This window comes from Alicycliphilus denitrificans, from assembly GCF_044792555.1.
Lineage (GTDB): Bacteria > Pseudomonadota > Gammaproteobacteria > Burkholderiales > Burkholderiaceae_C > Alicycliphilus > Alicycliphilus denitrificans_A.
This window is the reverse complement of record NZ_CP126238.1, coordinates 2,904,037-2,921,502: the sequence shown is the minus strand read 5'-3', so window position 1 is coordinate 2,921,502 and position 17,466 is coordinate 2,904,037. Positions and strand designations below refer to the sequence as shown.

General features: G+C 67.3%; 15 protein-coding genes. 3 read left to right on the top strand and 12 right to left on the bottom strand.

Annotated elements, in window-relative coordinates; genetic code table 11:
* Positions 1–18 precede the first annotated feature (18 nt).
* The 7 genes from kdpB to mfd all read right to left on the bottom strand — a co-directional run bounded on the left by kdpB (position 19) and on the right by mfd (position 10,177).
* Positions 19–2,097 carry a potassium-transporting ATPase subunit KdpB gene (kdpB, locus tag P7644_RS13880; protein ID WP_404299847.1) on the bottom strand — a complete coding sequence of 693 codons (2,079 nt, stop codon included), beginning with the start codon at positions 2,095–2,097 and terminating at the stop codon, positions 19–21.
* A 10-nt stretch (positions 2,098–2,107) separates the two neighbouring features.
* Entirely contained in the window at positions 2,108–3,901 is a 1,794-nt protein-coding gene (gene kdpA / locus P7644_RS13875) for a potassium-transporting ATPase subunit KdpA (protein ID WP_404299846.1), read from the bottom strand.
* Complete coding sequence (gene kdpF / locus P7644_RS13870; protein WP_404299845.1) at positions 3,898–3,990, bottom strand: K(+)-transporting ATPase subunit F; 93 nt, start codon at positions 3,988–3,990, stop codon at positions 3,898–3,900. Before kdpF ends, kdpA begins: the two co-directional genes overlap by 4 nt.
* 336 nt (positions 3,991–4,326) lie before the next feature.
* Positions 4,327–5,112, bottom strand: coding sequence for a MetQ/NlpA family ABC transporter substrate-binding protein (locus tag P7644_RS13865; protein ID WP_404299844.1), 786 nt, complete (start codon positions 5,110–5,112; stop codon positions 4,327–4,329).
* Between the two features lie 142 nt (positions 5,113–5,254).
* Complete coding sequence (gene serB / locus P7644_RS13860; RefSeq protein WP_404299843.1) at positions 5,255–5,980, bottom strand: phosphoserine phosphatase SerB; 726 nt, start codon at positions 5,978–5,980, stop codon at positions 5,255–5,257.
* 41 nt (positions 5,981–6,021) lie between these two features.
* Positions 6,022–6,696 carry a hypothetical protein gene (locus tag P7644_RS13855; RefSeq protein ID WP_404299842.1) on the bottom strand — a complete coding sequence of 225 codons (675 nt, stop codon included), beginning with the start codon at positions 6,694–6,696 and terminating at the stop codon, positions 6,022–6,024.
* A 7-nt stretch (positions 6,697–6,703) separates the two neighbouring features.
* Positions 6,704–10,177, bottom strand: a complete 3,474-nt coding sequence (gene mfd, locus P7644_RS13850; RefSeq protein WP_404299841.1) for a transcription-repair coupling factor — start codon at positions 10,175–10,177, stop codon at positions 6,704–6,706.
* Positions 10,178–10,258: 81 nt separating this feature from the next.
* Here mfd and ispD point away from each other — a divergent pair, with 81 nt between their 5' ends.
* Both ispD and ispF read left to right on the top strand, forming a co-directional pair.
* Positions 10,259–11,101 carry a 2-C-methyl-D-erythritol 4-phosphate cytidylyltransferase gene (gene ispD / locus P7644_RS13845; protein WP_404299840.1) on the top strand — a complete coding sequence of 281 codons (843 nt, stop codon included), beginning with the start codon at positions 10,259–10,261 and terminating at the stop codon, positions 11,099–11,101.
* Between the two features lie 17 nt (positions 11,102–11,118).
* Complete coding sequence (ispF, locus tag P7644_RS13840) at positions 11,119–11,604, top strand: 2-C-methyl-D-erythritol 2,4-cyclodiphosphate synthase (protein ID WP_404303210.1); 486 nt, start codon at positions 11,119–11,121, stop codon at positions 11,602–11,604.
* Between the two features lie 2 nt (positions 11,605–11,606).
* Here ispF and P7644_RS13835 read toward each other — a convergent pair whose 3' ends face one another.
* Genes P7644_RS13835 through P7644_RS13815 form a run of 5 tightly spaced genes read right to left on the bottom strand, consistent with a single transcriptional unit; the run spans position 11,607 to position 16,270 of the window.
* Positions 11,607–12,617, bottom strand: a complete 1,011-nt coding sequence (locus tag P7644_RS13835; RefSeq protein ID WP_404299839.1) for a Bug family tripartite tricarboxylate transporter substrate binding protein — start codon at positions 12,615–12,617, stop codon at positions 11,607–11,609.
* A gap of 40 nt (positions 12,618–12,657) precedes the next feature.
* Positions 12,658–13,434, bottom strand: coding sequence for an SDR family NAD(P)-dependent oxidoreductase (locus P7644_RS13830; protein WP_404303209.1), 777 nt, complete (start codon positions 13,432–13,434; stop codon positions 12,658–12,660).
* Between the two features lie 43 nt (positions 13,435–13,477).
* Positions 13,478–13,939, bottom strand: a complete 462-nt coding sequence (locus P7644_RS13825; protein WP_404299838.1) for a MaoC family dehydratase — start codon at positions 13,937–13,939, stop codon at positions 13,478–13,480.
* Positions 13,940–13,983: 44 nt separating this feature from the next.
* A complete protein-coding gene (locus P7644_RS13820) occupies positions 13,984–15,075 on the bottom strand; it encodes an acyl-CoA dehydrogenase family protein (RefSeq protein WP_404299837.1) in 1,092 nt (363 codons plus the stop codon).
* Positions 15,076–15,082: 7 nt separating this feature from the next.
* Positions 15,083–16,270 carry an acyl-CoA dehydrogenase family protein gene (locus tag P7644_RS13815; RefSeq protein WP_404299836.1) on the bottom strand — a complete coding sequence of 396 codons (1,188 nt, stop codon included), beginning with the start codon at positions 16,268–16,270 and terminating at the stop codon, positions 15,083–15,085.
* Positions 16,271–16,501: 231 nt separating this feature from the next.
* On the opposite strand from P7644_RS13815, the gene P7644_RS13810 reads away from it, so the two are divergent.
* A complete protein-coding gene (locus P7644_RS13810; protein ID WP_404299835.1) occupies positions 16,502–17,464 on the top strand; it encodes a LysR substrate-binding domain-containing protein in 963 nt (320 codons plus the stop codon).
* The last annotated feature ends 2 nt before the right edge of the window (positions 17,465–17,466 follow it).

Genomic DNA, 17,466 nt, shown 5'->3' with positions numbered 1-17,466 from the left:
ACTCCTTGCAATGCCAGCTCAGGCCAGGCCGAGCGCGGCCACGGCCAGGTCAATGACCTTGATGCCGATGAAGGGCACGATGACGCCACCCAGCCCGTACAGCAGCAGGTTGCGGCGCAGCAGCGCGGCCGCACCCACGGCGCGGTAGCGCACGCCCTTGAGCGCCAGCGGGATCAGGAAGACGATGACCAGCGCGTTGAAGACCACCGCCGACAGGATGGCCGAGGCGGGGCTGGCCAGCTGCATGACGTTGAGCGCCGCGAGCTGCGGGTAGGTGCCGACGAACGCGGCCGGAATGATGGCGAAGTACTTGGCCAGGTCGTTGGCGATGCTGAAGGTGGTGAGCGCGCCGCGCGTCATCAGCATCTGCTTGCCGGTCTCGACGATCTCGATCAGCTTGGTGGGGTTGCTGTCCAGGTCCACCATGTTGCCGGCCTCCTTGGCGGCCTGCGTGCCGGTGTTCATGGCCACGGCCACGTCGGCCTGGGCCAGCGCGGGGGCGTCGTTGGTGCCGTCGCCGGTCATCGCGACGAGGCGGCCCGCGCCCTGGTGCGCGCGGATGAGCTGCAGCTTGGCCTCGGGCGTGGCCTCGGCGAGGAAGTCGTCCACGCCGGCCTCGGCCGCAATGGAGGCGGCCGTGAGCCGGTTGTCGCCCGTCACCATCACGGTCTGTATGCCCATGCGGCGCAGTTCGGCGAAGCGCTCCTTGATGCCGCCCTTGACGATGTCCTTGAGCTCCACCACGCCGAGCACGCGCGTGCCGTCGGCCACGGCCAGCGGCGTGCTGCCGCGCCGCGCCGCATCGTCCACCGTGGCCTGCAGCGCGCTGGGGAAGCTGCCGCCCAGCGCCTGCACATGCTGGCGGATGGCCTCGGCCGCGCCCTTGCGCAGCAGGCGCGGGCCCGGCAGATCCACGCCGCTCATGCGCGTCTGGGCCGTGAAGTGCACGAAATGCGCGCCCAGGCCCGCCACGTCGCGCTCGCGCAGGTTGAACTTCTGCTTGGCGAGCACCACGATGGAGCGGCCCTCGGGCGTCTCGTCGGCCAGCGAGGCCAGCTGTGCGGCGTCGGCCAGCGTTCCCTCCGGCACGCCCGGTGCGGGCAGGAAGGCGCTGGCCTGGCGGTTGCCCAGCGTGATGGTGCCGGTCTTGTCCAGCAGCAGCACGTCCACGTCGCCCGCGGCCTCGACGGCGCGGCCCGAGGTGGCGATCACGTTGGCCTGCATCATGCGGCTCATGCCCGCCACGCCGATGGCGCTGAGCAGCCCCGCGATGGTCGTGGGGATCAGGCACACCAGCAGCGCCACGAGCACCACCAGATCCACGGGCGCGCCCGCGCCGCTGGCCTGCACGCCGAACGCCGAGAACGGCAGCAGCGTCGCCACCACGGCGAGGAACACGATGGTCAGCGCCACGAGCAGGATGGTCAGTGCGATCTCGTTGGGCGTCTTCTGGCGGCGGGCCGACTCGACCATGGCGATCATGCGATCCACGAAGGTCTCTCCGGGGTTCACGGCGACACGCACCACGATCCAGTCCGACAGCACGCGCGTGCCGCCCGTGACGGCCGAGAAGTCGCCGCCCGATTCGCGGATCACGGGGGCCGATTCGCCGGTGATGGCGCTTTCGTCCACCGAGGCCACGCCGTCGATCACCTCGCCGTCGGCGGGAATGGTCTCGCCGGCCTCGACGAGCACGATGTCGCCCTTGCGCAGGTTCTCGGCCTCGAGCGGCAGCCACTGCATTTGCGTGCGCGGCGGCGCATGGTCGAGAGCCTGGTCATAGGTGCCTTGCAGCCGCTTGGCCCAGGTCGCCTTCTTGAGGCCGCGCAGCGAGGCCGCCTGGGCCTTGCTGCGGCCCTCGGCCAGGGCCTCGGCGAAGTTGGCGAACAGCACGGTGAACCACAGCCACAGCGCCACTTGCGCGCTGAACCGCGTGGGCTGGGCCAGCGCCAGCGTGCTGGTGAAGGCGCTGCCCACGTAGACGACGAACATCACCGGGTTGCGCCATTGCACGCGCGGATCCAGCTTCTTGAAGGCATCGGCCAGGGCGGGGCGTACCAGCGCCGGGTCGAACAGGGGCAGGGTTTTGCGGGGCATGGCGGATTCCTCAATGCGTCCACAGCATCAGGTGCTCGACCACGGGGCTCAGGGCCAGCGCGGGCAAGTAGCTCAGCAGGCCGACCAGCAGCACGCAGCCGATCAAGAGAGCGGCGAACAGCGGGCCGTGCGTGGGCAGCGTGCCCGCGGTGGCGGCCAGGCGCTTTTTCGCGGCCAGCGCGCCGGCGATGGCCAGCACGGGCACGAGCACGCCGAAGCGGCCCAGCCACATGGCCAGCGCCAGCAGCAGGTTGTAGAAGGGGGTGTTGGCCGACAGGCCGGCGAAGGCGCTGCCGTTGTTGTTGGCGGCAGAGCTGAGCGCGTACAGCACCTCCGAAAAGCCATGCGGGCCCGGGTTCAGGATGCCCGCGCGCCCCGCCTCGGCGAGCACGGCCACGGCCGTGCCGCCCAGCACCAGCAGCGGCGTGACGAGGATGGCGATGGCCACCAGCTTCATCTCGTGCGCCTCGATCTTCTTGCCCAGGTACTCGGGCGTGCGCCCGATCATCAGCCCCGCGATGAACACCGCGAGGATGGCGAACAGCAGCATGCCGTACAGGCCCGCGCCCACGCCGCCGAACACCACCTCGCCCAGCTGCATCAGCACCAGCGGCACCATGCCGCCCAGCGGCGTGAAGCTGTCGTGCATGGCGTTCACGGCGCCGCAGCTCGCGGCCGTGGTGATGGTGGCGAACAGGGCCGAGGCGTTGATGCCAAAGCGCAGCTCCTTGCCTTCCATGTTGCCGCCCGATTGCGCCAGGCTCGGCGTCTGATCCACGCCCAGTGCGGCCAGGGCGGGGTTGCCCTGCTGCTCGAACGCCGTGGCGGCCGCCGCGAAGACGACGAACAGCGCCGCCATGGCCGCGAGCACCGTCCAGCCCTGGCGCATGTCGCCGACCATGCGGCCGAACACGAAACACAGCGCGGCGGGGATCAGGAAGATGGCGAGCATCTGCAAGAAATTGCTCAGCGCCGAGGGGTTCTCGAACGGGTGTGCCGAGTTTGCGTTGAAGAAGCCGCCGCCGTTGGTACCCAGCATCTTGATGGCCTCCTGCGAGGCCACGGGGCCCATGGCCAGGGTCTGGGCGGTACTGGACTTGTCCTCCAGCACGGGCCGGCCCTGGGAGTCTTCGAGTGGCTGCCCGTCTGCGCCCAGCCGGGGCTGCTGCCAGTGCACGGCCTGCAGCGTCTGCACCTGCTGGTAGGGCGCCAGGTTCTGCACCACGCCTTCGCTGGCGAGCACGATCGAGAAGACCAGGGACAGCGGCAGCAGCACCCACAGCGTGGCGCGCAGCAGGTCGGCCCACACATTACCGATGACCTGGGCCGAATGGCGCGCGAAGCCGCGCATCAGCGCCAGCACCACGACCAGGCCCGTCGCGGCCGAGAGGAAGTTCTGCACCGTCAGCCCCAGCATCTGCGTGAGGTAGGCCATCGTCGTCTCGCCGCCGTAGTTCTGCCAGTTGGTGTTGGTGACAAAGCTCACGGCGGTGTTGAAGGCCAGTTCGGGCGCGACGGCGCCGAAGCCCTGCGGGTTCAGCGGCAGCCAGGCTTGCAGGCGCTGCAGGCTGTACAGGGCGCACAGGCCCAGCAGGTTGAAGGCCAGCAGCCCCAGGCAGTAGCGCAGCCAGCCCGTTTCCTGGTCGGCGCGCATCCCGACTGCGCGCAGCAGCGGGGCTTCGAGGCGCGCGAGCCAGGCGACGCGCCCCTCCATCACGGCGTCGATCCAGCGCGCCAGCGGCCAGGCCAGCGCCAGCAACGCTGCCAGGTAGGCCGCCAGCAGCATCCAGGCGGGGGCGTTCACGAGAAGTCCTCCGGCCGCAGCAGCACGGCCACCAGGTACATGAGCAGGCCTGCGGCCAGCGCTGCAGCGGTGAAAAGCCAGCCGGTCATGAGCGCTCTCCCCCGGCCTGCAGACGGGCGCAGCCCTGGGCCAAGGCCCAGACGGCCAGCCCCAGCAGGCCTATGCCAGCAACGTACGCAAGATCCATCTCTGACTCCCGTGGTTGATGACCCGGATGCTAGGAGGCGACGCGTCAAAAGGGGCTCAAGACTGGCGCGGGCGGTATCAAGAATACATCAAGACGGGGCGGCGGCAGCCCCGGTTTGTGAGTGAAATAGCCCGCTTGCGTCTTGAATAAAGCGCCAAAAGCTATAAAAATAATAGTATTTGATCGAAAAAAAAGCGCTGCCCGTGGGCAGCGCTTCTGTGCGGGGCCAGGCGTTTGCTCAGAATGCCGGCACCACGGCGCCCTTGTACTTGTCCTGGATGAACTTCTTCACCTCGGGCTGGTGCAGGGCCTTCATCAGCTTGGCGATGTTGGCGTCGTTGGCACGGTCGGCGCGGGCGGCCACGATGTTGGTGTAGGGCGAGTCCGCACCCTCGATGAACAGCGCATCCTTGGTCGGGTTGAGCTTGGCCTCGATGGCGTAGTTGGTGTTGATCAGGGCCAGATCCACGTCGGCCAGGGCGCGCGGCAGCAGCGGGGCCTCCAGCTCCTTGAACTTGAGCTTCTTCGGATTCTTCACCACGTCCAGCGGCGTGGGCGTCAGGCTCTTGGGATCCTTGAGCTCGATCAGGCCCTGCTTGGCCAGCAGGATCAGGGCGCGGCCGCCGTTGGAGGGGTCGTTGGGGATGGCGATGGTCGCGCCATCCTTCAGGTCCTTGACGTTCTTGATCTTGCTGGAATAGGCGCCGAAGGGCTCCACATGCACCTTGCCGTTCGGCACGATCACCAGGCTGGTCTTGCGGTCCTTGTTGAAGCTGTCCAGGTAGGGCTGGTGCTGGAAGAAGTTGGCATCCAGCTGCTTGTCCTCCACGGCCATGTTGGGCTGCACGTAGTCGCTGAATTCCTTGACCTGCAGGTCCAGCCCTTGCGCCTTGAGCTGGGGCTTGACGAAGTTCAGGATCTCGGCGTGCGGCACGGCCGTGGCCGCCACCTTGAGCACGTCGGCAGCCTGTGCGGAAAAGGCCAGGGCGGCGATCGCCAGGGCGGAGAGGGTGTGTTTCAACATCAAATGCAACCTTGGGTGGGTCCATGAAAAAGCGCCCAGACCGGGTTGGTGTGGGCGCGGCGTGCGGCGTAGTTTACGGGTTTGTACCCAGGACTACGACGTAATTAAATTCATATCGATATAACGAAGTGGTTTTTTATGTTTACCTCAGCACTTCCAAAAGGCGGTCCAGCCCGCCCTGGTTGATAGCCACCTGGGCCTGGGCACGCACGGCGGGCTTGGCGTGGTAGGCCACGGACAGGCCGGCGGCATGCATCATGGGCAGGTCGTTGGCGCCGTCGCCCATGGCGATGCACTGCTCGGGCTCAATACCCAGCAGCGAGGCGACCTCCAGCATGGTGCGGCGCTTCTCGGCCCCGTCGCAGATGTCGCCCCAGGCCTGATCCAGCATGCGGCCGGTGAGCTCGCCGCAGTTGGTGCTGGAGCGCAGCTCCAGCACATTGGCGCGCACGAAGTCGATGCCCAGCTGCTCGCGCACGCGGTGCGCAAAGAAGGTAAAGCCCCCCGAGACCAGCAGGGTCTTGAGCCCCGCCGCCCGGCAGGCGCGCACCAGCTCGGCGGCGCCGGGGTTGATGCGCAGGCGTTCGCCGTAGACGCGTTCCAGGTCGGCCATGGTCACGCCCTTGAGCAGCGCCACACGTTGGCGCAGGCTGTCCTTGAAGTCGGTGATCACGCCCTGCATGGCGGCCTCGGTGATGGCGGCCACCTCGGCCTTGCAGCCGACGAAGTCGGCAATCTCGTCCACGCACTCGATGTTGATGAGCGTGGAGTCCATGTCGAAGGCGATGAGCTTGTAGTTCTTCAATGCCAGCGGGGGGGTGATGCCTTGCAGGATGAGGCCGGGGGCGAATTCGGTGGTGGAAGACATGGAGACAACAGAACAGAAAGCAGAAAAAGAGGCATTGTCGTTCAGTGCCCGGACAGGTAGATCTGATCGGACCAGGTCGCCAGCCACTGCGGCTTGAAGGCCACGAACACCGCGCACAGCATGCCGGTGACCACGGCGTCGCCCCAGGCCATGAGCCAGCGCGCCACCAGGGACAGCTGCTCGCCCACGCCCGGCAGCACATGGCCGGCCCATTGCGACAGGCTGCCGGCCAGGAAGATGCACAGCGCCGTGCCCAGAAAGCCGCGCCCCAGCACGTAGACGAAGATGCGCGCGCCCATGAAGGCGCGTGCGGCGATCAGGCGCCGCATGAGCCAGCCCAGCAGCAGCGCCAGCGTGGCCGGCACCACGCCCTGCCAGACGGCCAGGCCCAGGGCGTCGGCCCAGGACAGGCCGGGCGAGACCAGCGCGGCGATGGCGCCCACGGCCAGCAGCACCGGTACGGCCAGCGGCCAGCCCAGCGTCAGCAGCACCAGGCAGGCGCCCGACCACTGCAGCTGCAGCGGCATGTGGTGCAGTGTGGGCAGGGCCCAGGCCCAGGGCAGCACGACCAAGGAGGCGAGCAGCGGCGTCCATAGCGGCGAGGCGCGGCCATGGGTTTCATGCGCCAGGGGGCGTTGGCTGGCCAATAACCGCCATGGTTGCATAAATAGGGCTGTAGCCATTGACAGTAAAGCGATGGCAGCTTCCAAAAACATAGCTATCTCAGGCTGCGGTGGCCACAGCCAGGGGCTGGCCCAGGCTGCGCAGCACGTCCCGCACCAGCTGCGCGCGCGCCGCCGGTTCGGGCAGTGCGCGCTCTATGCGCAGCTTTTCGTTGCCGGCGAGCTTGATGTGCTTGTTCTTCTGGATCAGGTGGATGATGTTCATCGGGTCGATGGGTGGCTGGGGCTTGAAGGTGATGTGGATCACGCCGGGCGCGGCATCCACCTTCACCACGCCGTAGGGCGCGGACAGCACGCGCAGGCGGTGCACGTCGATCAGCGTCTGCGCCTGGGCGGGCAGCTTGCCGAAGCGGTCCACGATCTCTTCGAGCAGGGCGTCGATCTGCTCGCTGGTGCGGGCCGTGGCCAGCTTCTTGTAGAACGACAGGCGCAGGTGCACGTCGCCGCAGTAGTCGTCGGGCAGCAGGGCGGGGGCGTGCAGGTTGATGTCGGTGGCGGCGGACAGGGGCGCGAGCAGGTCGGGCTCCTTGCCGGCCTTGAGGCAGCGCACGGCCTCGGCCAGCATCTCGTTGTAGAGCTGGAAGCCCACCTCCAGCATGTTGCCGCTCTGGCTCTCGCCCAGCACCTCGCCGGCGCCGCGTATCTCCAGGTCGTGCATGGCCAGGTAGAAGCCGCTGCCCAGTTCCTCCATCTGCTGGATGGCGTCCAGGCGCTGCTGCGCCTGCTTCGTTAAACCGTCCATGTCCGGCACCATCAGGTAGGCATAGGCCTGGTGGTGGCTGCGGCCCACGCGCCCGCGCAGCTGGTGCAGTTGGGCCAGGCCGAACTTGTCGGCGCGGCTGATGAGGATGGTGTTGGCCGTGGGCACGTCGATGCCGGTCTCGATGATGGTCGAGCACAGCAGGATGTTGTAGCGCTGGGCCACGAAGTCGCGCATGACCTTCTCCAGCTCGCGCTCGGGCATCTGGCCGTGGGCCACGGCGATGCGCGCCTCGGGCAGGATTTCCTCCAGCTTCTGCTTGCGGTTCTCTATGGTCTCGACCTCGTTGTGCAGGAAGTAGCACTGGCCGCCGCGCTTCAATTCGCGCAGCACGGCCTCGCGGATCACGCCCTGGCCCTCGTTCCTCACAAAGGTCTTGATGGCCAGGCGGCGCTGCGGCGCGGTGGCGATCACCGACAGGTCGCGCAGGCCCTCCAGCGCCATGCCCATGGTGCGCGGAATCGGCGTGGCCGTGAGCGTGAGCACGTCCACCTCGGCGCGCATGGCTTTCATGGCTTCCTTGTGGCGCACGCCGAAGCGGTGCTCCTCGTCGATGATCAAGAGGCCCAGGTTGTGGAACTTGGTCGATTCACTGAGCAGCTTGTGCGTGCCGACGACGATGTCCACCGTGCCGTCGGCGATGCCCTTGACGGCCGCCGTGATCTCCTTGCCCGAGCGAAAGCGCGAGACCTCGGCCACCTTCACCGGCCATTTGGCAAAGCGGTCGCAGAGCGTGCGGTAATGCTGCTCGGCCAGCAGCGTGGTGGGCGCGAGGAAGGCCACCTGCTTGCCCCCCGTCACCGCGACGAAGCAGGCGCGCAGCGCGACCTCGGTCTTGCCGAAGCCCACGTCGCCGCAGACCAGGCGGTCCATGGGGCGGGGCGAGATCATGTCCTGCACCACGGCGTGGATCGCGGCGTTCTGGTCGGCGGTTTCCTCGAAGCCGAAGTCGGCGACGAACTGCTCGTAGTCCTGCGGCGCGTAGCGGAAGGCGTGGCCCTGGCGCGCGGCGCGCCGGGCGTAGATGTTGAGCAGCTCGGCCGCCGCGTCGCGCACCTGCTCGGCCGCCTTGCGCTTGGCCTTCTCCCACTGGCCGCTGCCCAGCTTGTGCAGCGGCGCCTCGTCGGCCGATACGCCGGTGTAGCGGCCGATCAGCTGCAGCTGGCTCACGGGCACGTAAAGCACGGCCTTGTCGGCATATTCCAGGTGCAGGAACTCCTGCAGGGCCGGGCTGCCGTCGGGGTTCTTGCTTCCCAAGTCCATGTGGATGAGGCCACGGTAGCGGCCTATGCCGTGCTGGCTGTGCACCACGGGGTCGCCCACCTTGAGCTCGGACAGGTCCTTGATCAGGGCCTCGACATCGCTGGCCTGCTCCTGCTTCTTGCGCCGACGCGTCGTAGTGCCGGCGGCGAAGAGCTCGGTCTCGGTGACGAGGTCCAGGCCTTCCTGCACCCAGGCAAAGCCCGTGGCCAGCGCCGCCGTGGCGATGCCCACGCGCTCGGCGGGCGTGGCCTGGAATTCGGCCAGCGAATCGAAGGCCGGTGGGTTCAGGCCGGAGGCGCGAAGAAAGTCCAGCAGGCTCTCGCGTCTGCCATCGGATTCGGCCAATAGCAAGACTCGATGAGCGCTGTCTGCTATATGTTTTTGCAGCCTGGCGAGCGGGTCGTCGGCGCCGCGCACCACGGACAGGTCGGGCAGCTTCTGGAACTGGGCGTTGTCCTGCACGTCCTCCACGCCCGGGCGCAGCGACAGCTGGGCGTGCGGCTTGGCCTGGCCGTAGAACTGGTCGGCGGACAGAAACAGTGCCTCGGGCGGCAGGGTGGGGTGGTCCGGGTCGCCCTGGATCAGGCGGTAGCGCTCGCGCGTGTCCTGCCAGAAGCGCTGGAAGGCGTCCTCCAGGTCGCCGTGCAGCACCACCGTGGCCGCGTCGCCCAGATAATCGAACACGGTGGCCGTGTCGTCGAAGAACAGTGGCAGGTAATACTCAATGCCGGCAGTGGCCACGCCGTTGCCCATGTCCTTGTAGATGCGGCTCCTCGTGGGGTCGCCCTCCAGCAGTTCGCGCCAACGCTGGCGGAACTTGGCGCGCGCCGCCTCGTCCATGGGGAACTCGCGCCCGGGCAAGAGGCGCACCTCGGGCACGGGGTAGAGGCTGCGCTGGCTGTCGGGGTCGAAGGTGCGTATCGAGTCGATCTCGTCGTCGAACAGATCCACACGGTAGGGCTGCAGCGAGCCCATCGGAAACAGGTCGATGAGCCCGCCGCGCACTGCGTATTCGCCGTGGCCCACCACCTGCGACACATGCTGGTAGCCCGCCAGCGTGAGCTGGGCGCGCAGCCTGGCCTCGTCGAGCTTTTGCTTGACCTTGAAGTGGAAGGTGTAGCCGGCCATGAACGCGGGCGGCGCCAGGCGGTACAGCGCCGTGGTGGCGGGCACCAGCACCACGTCGGCCTCGCCCTGCGAGATGCGCCACAGCGTCGCCAGGCGCTCGCTGATCAGGTCCTGGTGCGGGGAGAAGCTGTCATAGGGCAGCGTCTCCCAGTCCGGGAACAGCGCGCAGCGCAGCTCGGGGGCAAAAAACGCCATCTCGTCGATGAGGCGCTGCGCGTCGGCGGCGTCGGCCGTGACGATGGCGGTGACGCGGCCGGCGGCCTTTTCGCGTTCGCCCAGGCGGGCCAGCAGCAGGGCGTCGCTGCTGCCCACGGGACGGGGCAGGGTGAAGCGTTTTCCGGGGGAGAGTTTGGGCAGCTGCATGCGGGTGGTGGCGCCTGGATCGCTGCGCGGTGCGCGCAGGCAGGCTCGGAGCGGTAAGCGGCGATTCTAGAATGCCCACCCATGACCGATCTGCTGCCCGCCTACAACCCTGCCCGCCATGTGCCCGGCCGCTTCTGGGCCCTGGTGCCCTGCGCGGGCACGGGCACGCGGGCACTGCGCGCGCAGCCGGGTGCGCGCGCTGCCCTGCCCAAGCAGTACCAGGCGGTCGCCGGCCAGCCCATGGTGCTGCACACGCTGGCGGCCTTTGCCGGCGTGGCGCGGCTGGCGGGCACGCTGGTGGCCGTGGCGCCGGGCGACGGCTTCTTCGACAGCCATCCGCACCCCGGCTACTTTGCCGTACCCTGCGGCGGCCCCACGCGGGCCGACACGGTGCTGGGCGGCCTGAAGGCCTTGCAGGCGCGCGGCGCGCTGGATGAGGACTGGGTGCTGGTGCATGACGCCGCGCGCTGCCTGGTGACTACGGCGCAGATCGACGCGCTCATCGACGCCTGCCAGCACGACGGCGTGGGCGGCCTGCTGGCGCACAAGCTGGCCGACACGCTGAAAACCGCCACCGATGGCCCGGGCGGCGTGCGCGTGGCCGCCACCGTGGACCGCAGCGACAAGTGGCTGGCGCAGACGCCGCAGATGTTCCGCCTGGGCGCGCTGTGCCGCGCGCTGGAATATGTCGGCGCGGGGGCCACCGACGAGGCCAGCGCCATGGAGGCCATGGGCCTGCGCCCACGGCTGGTGCCGGGCAGCGCGCAGAACTTCAAGGTCACCTATCCGGACGACTTCGCCCTGGCCGAGGCCGTGCTCGCCCAGCGCATGCACGGCGCCACTGTGGCGCGCTTCGGCGGCGAGCGCGGCGCCGCGGCGAGCGACCCCATCAACCCTTTTTTTTCGCGCACGCCGCCGCGCTGAGCATGAAGGCAACCGTTATGGATTTCAGGATTGGCGAGGGTTGGGATGTGCACGCGCTGGTGCCCGGGCGGCGCCTGGTCATCGGCGGTGTGGACATTCCCCACAGCATGGGCCTGCTGGGCCATTCGGATGCGGACGTGCTGCTGCACGCCATCACCGACGCGCTGCTGGGCGCGGCGGCCCTGGGCGACATCGGCAGCCATTTTCCCGACACCGATGCGCGCTTTCGTGGCGCCGACTCGGCCGTGCTGCTCACCGAGGCTGCCAAGCGCGTGCGCGCGGCGGGCTACGAGATCGGCAATGTGGACAGCACCGTGGTGGCGCAGGCACCGCGCCTGGCCGCCCACATACCGGCCATGCGCGCACGCATCGCCGGCGCTTTAAGCCTGCAGGACGGCCAGGTGAACGTGAAGGCCAAGACGGCCGAGCGCCTGGGCCCCGTGGGCCAGGGCCTGGCGATCGAGGCGCGCGCCGCCGTGCTGCTGCGCAGAGTTGCTGGTTGAACCTAGAACTCTTCGATCGTCACGCCTGTCTGCTTGATCACCTGGCTCCATTTGGCGACCTCGGCGCCGACAAAGTCCTGGAATGCTGCGGCGTTCATGTTGCCGGGCACGTCGGCGCCCAGGCTTTCCAGGCGTTCTTTGATCTTCGGGGTGTTGAGGATTTCTGCCACGTGTTTGTTGAGCAAATTGACGATGGGTTTGGGCGTGCCGGCTGGGGCATACAGGCCAACCCAATTGTTCAGGTCCATGCCCTTGAAGCCCAGTTCCTCAAAAGTGGGTACTTGGTGGTAAAGCTTGCTGCGCTGCTTGCTGGTGACTGCGATGGCGCTGAGCTTGCCGGACTTCACCATGTCGCCCAGGCTCACGGTGTCAACGAATGCCGTGGGGATATGGCCCGCGATCACATCGGTCAGGGACGGGCCGTTGCCCTTGTAGGCCACATGCGTGAACTTGATGCCCGTAATCTGCTTGGCCACCTCCCCCGAGATGTGGGTGGAGCCGCCGCTGCCCGCTGATCCGGCGGGCACCGAGGCTTGGGCACGCGCCCAGGGCTGGAAGTCCTGGAAGTTCTTGTACGGCCCGTCGCCTTTGGTGACCAGCACGTTGGGCATGGTCATGAGCAGTGCGATGGGCTCGAAGCTTTTGTTAGGGTCGTAGCGGATTTTGCCGGGCTGCAGCGATGGGGCCATCACATGGCCGGTGGCGCTGATCAGCAGGGTGTAGCCATCACCTTTCTGTGCGGCCACGAACTCGGTGCCCAGTTGCCCGGCGGCGCCTGGCTTGTTGGTGACGACGAAGCTCTGCCCCAGGCGCTGCGTCAGCTCGGTGCCTATGATGCGGCCAATCAGGTCCGTGGCCCCGCCGGGGGCGAAGGACACGACGATGTTGACGGGCTTTTCGGGGTACTTGCCGCCCTGGGCCTGGGCCTGGGCTTGGGTCAGGCTACAGGCCAGCAGTACGCCGGCAGCCAGGGGTTTGAGCAGTGCATGGGAGAGGGAGGATCGGATGCGCATGGTGTTGGTCTCCTGATGGTTTTGTCGTTTTCGCCAGCGTTCACATCCCGATGGTGTAGCCACCATTGACGGAAATATGCTGGCCATTGATGTAGGACGCCGCGCCCGATAGCAGAAAGCACACCGGCCGCGCCACTTCGTCGGCCTGCGCCCAGCGGCCCAGCGGAATCTGCGCCTTGTAGGTGTCGGCAAACTTTTCGCCACGGATGGTCTCGGTCATCGGTGTTTCCACCACGCCGAAGCCCACCGTGTTCACGCGGATCTGGTGGCGGCCCCATTCGCGCGCGGCGCTCATGGTCAGGCCCAGCACGCCGGCCTTGGCAGCGCTGTAGTTGATCTGGCCGATGGTGCCGCGCCGCCCGGCGTCCGACGAGATGTTGACGATCGCGCCGCCATGCGCTTCGCCGGCCTTGGCGCGGGCGATGAGGTGGCGCCCCACGGCCTGCAGGAAGTAGAAGGAGCCGGAAAGGTGCACGTCGATCACCTGCTGCCATTCGCTGGCCGTCATCTTGTCGATCATGGCGGGCCGGGTGATGCCGGCGTTGTTCACCAGGCCCTCCACGCCGCCAAACTGCCGCACACCGGCGGACACCGCCTGCTCGGCCAGGGCGGGGTCGGCCACGCTGCCTTCCTGCAGCAGCAGGCGGCTGGGGCCCACTTCGTCGAGCAGGGCCTGCAGCTTGCCGGTGTTCAGGTCCACCGCCACCACATTGCCGCCGGTGGCCAGCACCTGGTCCACGATCGCCCGGCCAATGCCTTGGGCCGCGCCCGTGACCAGCACGGTGCGGTCCTGCAGGGAAAACTGAGGGGTTTGCATCGTCATCGTCGTCACTCCGTTCAACGTTGGGTTTTTGCCTTGTTCAGTAGCGGATCTGCATGATCCATTCGGCGACCAGCACCGGCCGGTCCTGGCCTTCGATGCGCACTTCCACGTCCCAGTAGCAGCGCAGCTCCTGCGGCTTGACCTCTTCGACCCGGGCCAGGGCGAAGCGCCCCTTGAGCCGCGAACCGCAGGGCACGGGCCCGGTGAAACGCACCTTGTCAAAACCGTAGTTCAGGCCCAGCTTGCGGTTGGGAAAGGCAAAGCATTGGTGGTACCAGCCCGTCAGCAGCGACAGGGTCAGCAGGCCGTGCGCGATGGTGGTGCCGAACGGCGATTCCTTGGCGGCGCGTTCGGGGTCCACATGGATCCATTGCGGGTCGTGCGTGACCTCGGCAAAGGTATTGATCATGTCCTGGGTGATGGTGATGACATCGCTCTCCACCCCCGGCTGTCCGGCAAAGGCCTTCACGGCCTCGATGGATTCCAGAATTTTCTGCATCATGTTTCCTTCGGTTGTGGGTTCTGGCAGGCTGCGGGCAGGGCTCACATCCGCGCGGCGTAGCGGCGCAACTGCTCGTCGGCATTGCCCCAGGTCATGTCGATGGTGTGCAGGCGGCGCGTGTAGTGGGATGACTCGAACTCGTCGGTGACGCCCATGCCGCCAAAGCATTGCGTGGCCTGTTCGGCCACCTGCACGGCATAGCGGCCGATGCGGCACTTGGCCAGCGCCACTTGCTGGCTGCGCTCGGCGGCGGCTTCATGCAGGCTGGCGGCCCCGAGCAGCGTGGCGGAATGGGCCGATTCCACGGCCATCAGCATGTCCACCAGCCGGTGCTGCAATACCTGGAGCTGGATCAGCGGCTGCTTGAACTGGCGGCGCTCCTTCAGGTAGTCCACCGTCTGGCGCCACAGCGACTCCATCAGGCCCAGCGCTTCCGCGCACAGCACCACGCGGCCGATGTCCAGGGCCTGAGCCAGCAGGGCGTCGGCATCGGCCCCGGCCCCCAGTTGCTCCACCTCGGCCAGCGGCACGCCGTTGAACTGCACTTCGGCGGAGTTGTGGCCATCGAGCTGCGGCACGCTGTCGATGCGCACCGCCGGATGGTCCGCAGGCACCGCCAGCAGTTGGGTGGCGCCTGCCGCATCCTGCGCCGCAACGATCAGCCATTGCGCCAGGCCTGCGGCCACGACAGCCGATTTGCGCCCATGCAGGGCCCCGCCTTCCAGGCGCACGCCGGGGGGCTGGGGCCGGTGGTTGTCGTCGTCCACCGCCAGAGTGACGAGCACCTCGCCCGCGCAGGCCTTGGCCAGCCATTGCGCCTTGAAGGCGGGCGCGGCGGCCTGGTCCAGCAGCCACAGGGCGCTGGCGGCGCAGACGGCAAAGGGCTGCCGTGCATTGCCCCGGCCCAGTGCGCGCGCCACCACGACGGCGTCCAGCACGCCCATGCCGGCGCCGCCATGCTCGGGGTGGACCAGCAGGCCGGCAACGCCGAGTTCGGCCAGTTGTTGCCAGCGTTGCTGCCATGTGGCATCGCTGACCGTGAAGACGGGGGGCTCACTGCGCAACTTGCCGGCCACCAGCTTGCTGACGGCCTCTTCCAGCATGCGCTGTTCGTCATTGAGTTCGAAGTTCATGCTGTGCTCAGGCAAAGGTTTTGGCGGTGATGGTTTTCTGCACTTCGGTGGTGCCGCCATAGACGGTGACCTTGCGCCAGTCGATGTAGTTGGCGACCAGGGCGTTGTCAAAGGCGCGCAGGTCTTCGAGCTCGACGGCCTCGCCCTGGCGCAGCGCCCGCAGGTACTGTGTGCCGCGCGGCCCGGTGCAGTCCCTGAGCAGTCGGGTCAGGTCCTGCTGCAGCTCGCTGCTGGCCAGCTTGAGCATCGAGGGTGCGGCGCTGGCCGTAGTGCCTGCCTCCTCGCTGGCGAGCACGCGCAGGGTGGTCCATTCATGCACCTTGACGCGCATCTCCAGCTCGGCCAGACGGTGGCGGATCAGGGCGTCGTCCCACAGGGGGCGGCCCTCCAGGTAATGGCTCTGCGTGGCCTTGCGGCAGAACTGCAGCAGCCGCTTGCACAGGCCCACCGCCGCCATTTCGGCGCGCTCGAAGCCAAGCAGGAACTTGGCAATCGTCCAGCCCTTGTTTTCTTCTCCGACCAGGTTGTCCAGCGGCACCTTCACGTTGTCGAGAAAGACCTCGTTCAGGTCGTGACAGCCATCGGCGGAAATAATGGGCCGCACCGTGATGCCCGGGCTCTTCATGTCGATCAGCACGAAGGAAATGCCCTCCTGCGCCTTCACCTCCCGGTTGGTGCGCACCAGCGCGAACATCCAGTCGCTCCAATGCGCCCAGGTGGTCCAGATCTTGTGACCGTTGATGACGTAGTGATCGCCCTCGCGCACCGCACTGGTCTGCAGCGCGGCCAGGTCGGAGCCGGCGCCGGGCTCGGAATAGCCCTGGCACCACCAGGTCTTGAGCCGGAACATGTCGGGCAGAAAGCGCTGCTTTTGTGCCGGCGTGCCAAAGGCATTGAGCACCGGGCAGATCATGTTCAGGTGCGGTACGGTGCGCGGCGCGCAGGCGAGCTGGCATTCCTCGTCGAAGATCTTGCGCTGCAGGGCCGACCAGCCCTGGCCGCCATATTCCCTGGACCAGGCCGGGCCCTGCCAGCCGTAGTCGGCCAGCAGGTTGTGCCAACATTCGTAGTCCGCTTTGTTGAGCCAGACGAAGTTAATTACCTTCTGGCGAAGGTCGTCGGGCAGATGCTGCGCCAGAAACTGGCGCACTTGCGCGCGGAATTCCCGATCCGCTGCGTTTTCCGAGAGGTTCATGGCATGTCCTTGGTGTGCCGTTTTGTGTGCCGGTCTCCCCCCGTGGCCGGCTTGTCTCCTGAGGGTGCGCTGCATCGTAGGGAGGCGGGGAGGCTTTGGGCAGCTTCGGGATAATGCAGAGTGCTAAGCCCGCCTTAACGCACTGCAGTTTGCTTTCCGTGCAACGCAGGCACGGCGGGCAGCCATAACAACCCAGACACCAGGAGACACGGTTCGACCATGGAAGCCGGCATGACCCTCAGCGAGATTCAGGACTTTCTGGCCGTGGCCGACAGCGGCAGCATCCGTGCTGCCGCGCGCGTGCGCCAGATCACTGCCCCGGCGATGACGCAAAGCATGGCCCGGCTGGAAGCCAAGCTGCATGTGCCGCTGCTGCTGCGCACGACCAAGGGGGCGCAGCTGTCGGACTACGGCAAGGCCTTCCTGGTGCGCGCCAGGGCCATCACGGCGGAGGTGCAGAAGTCGGTCAACGAGCTGGCCCACATGCGGGGTGACAGCAGCCAGGGCATGCTGTATTTTGGCACCTCGGCCACGCCTACGACCACGCTGGTGCCCGATGCGATCGCCGACTTCCGCAAGCGCATGCCGCAGGTGAACCTGAACATCCTGGGCGGCCTGTACCGCGATCACATGCCGCTGATTCGATCCGGTGAAATGGAGTTCGCCATCGGTCCCCTGCCTGCGGCGGGCATTGGCGCAGACTTCGCGGTGGAGGCGCTGTTTGAGAACAACCTGATCCTGGCCGTGCGCCGTGGAAGCCCACTCGCCGATGCGACCTCGCTACAGGAATTGCAACACGCCGAATGGATCCTGAGCAGCCCCGCGGTTCAGGGGCCCGGGGCGGCCATCCGGGACTTGTTCGCCCAGTATCCAGATTTGGCGCCGCCGAACATCCGTGTGCAATCCTCGTCGCTGTCGGTGGTGCAGACGCTGATGATGGCCTCCGACATGGTGTGCGCCTTACCCCGGGAGTTCATCCATTCGCCCTGGCTGCAGCCCTTTCTGGTGGAGATTCCGGTGCGCGAAAAGCTGCCCAGCTACACCATCAGCATGTTCTACCGTGCGGACTATCCCCTGTCACCGGCGGCGGAGTTGCTGACCACGCTGATCAAGCGCCACGCGCATTACTTCATGCAGGCCCGGGAAAAGCAGGCCGCCCCTGACAGGGAACAGGGCCGGCCGGGGGGCGCATAGAT